Here is a 5,127-nt window from a genome sequence, read left to right on the forward strand (position 1 = left end):
CCGTGCGCCCCGTCGACGGGGGGCATCGGCCGAGACGGGGCGCACGGGCGCCGATCGTCAGCGCTCGCCGCCGTCGACGGCGTCGGGCTCGATGTTGAGGTACTCCGCCACCTGCTCGACGAGCACCTCGTGTAGTAGATCGGCCAGGTCCGCCCCGCCCTTGGCGCGCGCCTCCAGCGGCCTGCGGTACAGCACGATCCGCGCACGGGACGGCAGCCCCTCCGGATCGACGCCGGCCGGCACCAGCTGGGCCAGCGGCACGCCGACGTCGGCGAGCACGCCCTGGCCCCACACGACGTCGTCGGGGGAGGTCTCGTCGACCTCCGGCACCTCGTCGACGGCCAGGTCGAGCTCCTCCAGCTCGCTGCCCCAGCGCAGCTCGATCGGCTCGAGCGCCTCGAGCACGAGCGCGTCGAACTTCTCGGCCCGCGTGCGCGACGCCGGCGTGGTGGTGGGGTAGAGGAGCCCGCGCAGCCCGCGGCCCCGCCGGTCCCGTCGGCGGGGGGAGCGGCGCAGGGTGCGGCGCGCGGTGGTCACCCCCCGAATCCTACGGCGCGACCGCTCCGCGTTCGATGCCCGCGCGTCGCGACCGGGTGTCGGGCGGTCCAAGCGCTATCGTCGGGGGCGTGTTGAGCGTGCGGCGTTGTTCACGGAGCGGGTGTACGGAGCTCGCGGTGGCCACGCTCACGTACGTCTACGCCGACTCCACGGCCGTGGTGGGTCCCCTGGCCACGCAGGCCGAGCCGCACTCCTACGACCTGTGCACCCAGCACGCCCACCGGCTCACCGCCCCCCGCGGGTGGGAGGTGGTGCGGTTCGAGGGCGAGTTCGCCCCGCCGCAGCACAGCAGCGACGACCTGACGGCGCTCGCCGAGGCGGTCCGGGAGGCGGGCCGGGCCGATCGCCCGGTCGAGCCGGTCCCGGCCAGCGGCACCGGCCGCCGGGGGCACCTGCGCGTGCTCCCCGGGGCCGCGGACGACTGAGACCCCGATAGGGTCTGCCGCCGTGGCAGATCTGTCGGCGATCGTGAAGGCCTACGACATCCGCGGAGTCGTCGGCGAGCAGCTCGACGCCGCGACGGTGCGCAACATCGGTGCTGCGATGGCGTTCCTGCTGCGCGCCGAGGGCGCGGAGGGTGTCGTCGTCGGGTACGACATGCGCGACAGCTCCCCCGGGCTCGCGGCAGCGTTCGCCGAGGGCGTCACGGGGCAGGGGCTCGACGTCGTCTCGATCGGGCTCGCGAGCACCGACATGCTCTACTTCGCCTCGGGCACGCTCGCGATGCCCGGCGCGATGTTCACCGCCAGCCACAACCCGGCGAAGTACAACGGGATCAAGCTGTGCCGGGCGGGCGCGGTCCCGATCGGTCAGGACACCGGGCTCGCCGCGATCCGCGAGGCCGTCGAGGCGGGCGTCCCGGACGGGCCCGGCGGCGGCACCGTGAGCGAGCGTGACCTGCTCGCCGACTACGCGGCCTACCTCCGCTCGCTCGTCGACCTCTCGGGCGGCCGGCGGTTGCGCGTCGTGGTCGATGCGGGCAACGGCATGGGCGGCCACACCGTCCCCGCCGTGCTCGGCCCGGACGTGCTCGGCGCGCTCCCGTTGGACGTCGTGCCGATGTACTTCGAGCTCGACGGCTCGTTCCCGAACCACGACGCCAACCCGCTCGACCCGGCCAACCTCGTGGACCTGCAGAAGCGCGTGGTCGAAGAGGGCGCCGACATCGGGCTGGCCTTCGACGGCGACGCCGACCGCTGCTTCGCCGTCGACGAGCGCGGCGAGCCGATCAGCCCGAGCGCGATCACCGCGCTGGTGGCCGTCCGCGAACTCGCGAAGGCGCCCGGGGCCGCCGTCATCCACAACCTGATCACGTCGAAGGCCGTGCCCGAGATCGTGGCCGAGCACGGCGGGCGCCCCGTCCGTACCCGCGTCGGGCACTCGTTCATCAAGCAGACGATGGCCGAGACCGACGCCGTCTTCGGCGGCGAGCACTCCGCGCACTACTACTTCCGGGACTTCTGGAAGGCCGACTCCGGCATGCTCGCCGCGATGCACGTGCTGGCCGCCCTCGCCGAGCACGACGAGCCGATCTCGCGGCTGATGGCGGGCTACGGGCGCTACGCCGCGTCCGGCGAGGTCAATAGCACCGTGCGGGACCAGGCGGACCGCATCGCCGCGATCAAGGAGCGCTACGTGGGCCGCGACGGCGTCTCCTACGACGAGGTCGACGGCCTGACCGTGCAGCTGCCCGACGGCTCGTGGTTCAACCTGCGCCCGTCCAACACCGAGCCGCTGCTGCGGCTCAACGTGGAGGCGGCCGACGCCGCCGCCGTGGCCGCGCTGCGCGACGAGGTGCTCGCGGTCGTCCGCGCCTGACGGCCGCGCCGGCCGGTCGCTACCCGGACGGACCCGGCGCGGCCCGCCCTGCACTGGCAGCATCGCGGGAAGGCCTCTGCCCGCGAACCGCCCGACCCGAGGAGGACCGTGGCCGTAGAGCTCGACCCCCAGCTGATGGACATCCTGGCCTGCCCGTCCGACGACCATGCCCCGCTGCGGGCGGGGACGCCGGCCGACCCGGACGCCGACGTGCTCACCTGCACGGCGTGCGGCCGCGGGTACCCCGTCGTCGACGGGATCCCGGTGCTGCTGCTCGACGAGGCCATCCCGCCTGCCCGGAACGATTCCTGACCGTGCTCGACGACTCCCTGCTCGCCGACCCCCGGGCGCTCGCCGCACTCGACACGGGCGGTGTGCTGCGCTCGGCGGCCACGGCGGGCGCTCAGGTCCGTTCGGCGGCGCACGCCGCCGCCGAGGCGGGCGTCGGCGACCTGGCCGGGCACCGTCCGCGCGCGCTCGTCCTGCTGCGCAGGCCCGGCGCGTCCGGGGCCGCGGCGAACGTGCTGTCCGCGCTGCTCGGGCCGGCGGCGCCGGTGCCGGTCGTGCACGCGGACGCCACGCCGACGTGGGTCGGCCCGCTCGACGTCGTCGTCGCGCACACGGCCGACGCCACCGACGCCGAGCTGGCCGACAGCGTCGCGCTCGCGGTGCGCCGGGGCGCCGAGGTCGTGCTGTCCGCGCCCGGGGAGGGGCCGGTGGCGTCGGCGGGGGCGGGGCGCGCCCGGCTCGTCGAGCCGCGCATCCCGGTCCCGCCGGGCCTCGACCTGCCGCGCGCGCTGGCCGTCGGGCTCGCGACCGTGGGCGCCCTCGAACTGGTCGACCCCGCGCTGCCCGGGGCCCTCGACCCGCTGGCCGACCAGCTCGACGCGGAGGCGGAGCGCAACCAGCCCGGCCACGAGCCGTTCATGAACCCGGCCAAGGCGCTGGCGCTGCGCATCGCCGAGCACACCCCGCTGCTGTGGGGCACCGACCCGCTCGCGGCCGCCGTCGCCGAGCACGCCGCCACCGCGCTCGCCGTCCACGCCGGCGTCGTGGCACACGCCGGGGACGTCGCACGCGCCGCCACCGCGACCGGCCTCGTCCGCGCGCTGGACCGCGGCGCCGCGGGCACCGACATCTTCCGTGACCCGTTCGACGACCCCGACGGTTCGAACGAGGCACCCCCCGTGCGTCTCGTGTTGATCGCCACCGGAGAGGATGATCCCGGTCAGGTGACGCTCAGGCGCACCGGCCGCGGCTGGCCGTCCACCGACGTCCAGTACCCGGTGGACGAGGTGGCCAGGGGGGTCCGGCACGCCGCGCTGTTGCGGGCCGGGCTGCTGGCGTCGCGCTTCGACGTGGCCGCGGTGTACCTGGGGCTGGCCACCCGCACGATCGAGCCTGCCTGAGGAGTGCACACAGACCGTGGAGCTGCTGGACAACCCGGTGCGGGCCTACGCGTGGGGCTCGCGGACGGTGATCGCCGACCTGCTGGGCCAGGAGGTGCCGTCGCCGCACCCGCAGGCCGAGCTCTGGTTCGGCGCACACCCCGCCGACCCGTCGCACCTCATGCACGCCGACGGTGGCCGCATCTCGTTGCTCGACGCGCTGCGCGCCGACCCGGACGGCCTCCTGGGCAGCGACCGCAGCGGCCGGTGGGAGGCCACCCTGCCGTTCCTGCTCAAGGTGCTGGCCGCCGACGAGCCGCTGTCGTTGCAGGCCCACCCCAGCATCGAGCAGGCGCGGGCGGGCTGCGCGGCCGAGGACGCCGCCGGCATCGACCGGGACGCCCCCGACCGCAACTACCGCGACGCGAACCACAAGCCCGAGCTGATCTGCGCGCTCACCGAGTTCCACGCGCTCGTCGGGTTCCGGGAGCCCGCGGCGACCGTCCGGCTGCTGCGTGCGCTCGACGTCCCGGAGCTCGCCGGCCACACCGAGCTGCTCGCGGCCCAGCCCGACGCCGACGGCCTGCGCGCGCTGTTCACCACCTGGATCACGCTGCCGCAGTCGATGCTGGACACGCTCGTGCCCGCCCTGCAGGAAGGGTGCGTCCGGCTCGTCGGCAGCGGCGGGGACTTCCAGGCCGAGGCGCGTACCGTCCTCGAGCTGTCCGAGCGCTACCCGGGTGACGCGGGTGTGCTGGCCGCCCTGCTGCTCAACCGCGTCACGATCCGGCCGGGGGAGGCGCTGTTCCTCCCGGCGGGCAACCTGCACGCCTACCTCTCCGGCGCGGGCATCGAGCTGATGGCGAACTCCGACAACGTCCTGCGCGGCGGGCTCACGCCCAAGCACGTGGACGTCCCGGAGCTGCTGCGGGTCCTCGACTTCGGGGCGATGCCGCCGCCGGTGCTCACCGGCCGCCCGGACGCGGGCTGGGTCCGCTACGACACGCCCGCCGAGGAGTTCCTGCTCCGGCGCTGGGAGGGCGCGGACGCCGCCTCGGTCGCGGTGCCCGACGGCGGTCCGCGGATCCTGCTGTGCACCGCAGGAGCGGCCGGCGTCCGCTCCGGGAACGCCGAGCTGGAGATCAAGCGGGGTGCCTCGCTGTGGCTCGGGGCGACCGACACCGGCGTCACCGTGCAGGCGCGGGCCGACGACACGCAGCTGTTCCTCGCGAGCGACGCACTAGAGCGTGTCCCTTGGATCATGGGACGGGGTCGCGGAGCCAGATCCTGATCGAGGCGACGTCGATGGTTCCGCGGAACATGTAGTCGCGCTTGTCGTAGCGGGTGGCGACCGCGCGGTGGC

Annotated in this window: 6 protein-coding genes; 5 read left to right on the forward strand and 1 reads right to left on the reverse strand. The window is 75.1% G+C overall.

Annotated features, from left to right (window positions below; genetic code table 11):
• Positions 1 to 57 precede the first annotated feature (57 nt).
• Complete coding sequence (locus KME75_RS39820; RefSeq protein WP_219420173.1) at positions 58 to 537, reverse strand: metallopeptidase family protein; 480 nt, start codon at positions 535 to 537, stop codon at positions 58 to 60.
• An 89-nt stretch (positions 538 to 626) separates the two neighbouring features.
• Here KME75_RS39820 and KME75_RS39825 point away from each other — a divergent pair, with 89 nt between their 5' ends.
• The 5 genes from KME75_RS39825 to manA all read left to right on the forward strand — a co-directional run bounded on the left by KME75_RS39825 (position 627) and on the right by manA (position 5,055).
• Positions 627 to 983 carry a DUF3499 domain-containing protein gene (locus tag KME75_RS39825; RefSeq protein WP_219420174.1) on the forward strand — a complete coding sequence of 119 codons (357 nt, stop codon included), beginning with the start codon at positions 627 to 629 and terminating at the stop codon, positions 981 to 983.
• A gap of 22 nt (positions 984 to 1,005) precedes the next feature.
• Positions 1,006 to 2,376, forward strand: coding sequence for a phosphomannomutase/phosphoglucomutase (locus tag KME75_RS39830; RefSeq protein WP_219420175.1), 1,371 nt, complete (start codon positions 1,006 to 1,008; stop codon positions 2,374 to 2,376).
• Between the two features lie 108 nt (positions 2,377 to 2,484).
• Positions 2,485 to 2,688, forward strand: a complete 204-nt coding sequence (locus tag KME75_RS39835) for a Trm112 family protein (protein WP_219420176.1) — start codon at positions 2,485 to 2,487, stop codon at positions 2,686 to 2,688.
• 2 nt (positions 2,689 to 2,690) lie between these two features.
• Positions 2,691 to 3,785 carry an SIS domain-containing protein gene (locus KME75_RS39840; RefSeq protein ID WP_219420177.1) on the forward strand — a complete coding sequence of 365 codons (1,095 nt, stop codon included), beginning with the start codon at positions 2,691 to 2,693 and terminating at the stop codon, positions 3,783 to 3,785.
• Positions 3,786 to 3,801: 16 nt separating this feature from the next.
• A complete protein-coding gene (gene manA, locus KME75_RS39845) occupies positions 3,802 to 5,055 on the forward strand; it encodes a mannose-6-phosphate isomerase, class I (RefSeq protein ID WP_219420178.1) in 1,254 nt (417 codons plus the stop codon).
• Positions 5,056 to 5,127: the final 72 nt, after the last annotated feature.

Origin of the sequence: Pseudonocardia nigra, assembly GCF_019396355.1 — a bacterium.
GTDB lineage: Bacteria > Actinomycetota > Actinomycetes > Mycobacteriales > Pseudonocardiaceae > Pseudonocardia > Pseudonocardia nigra.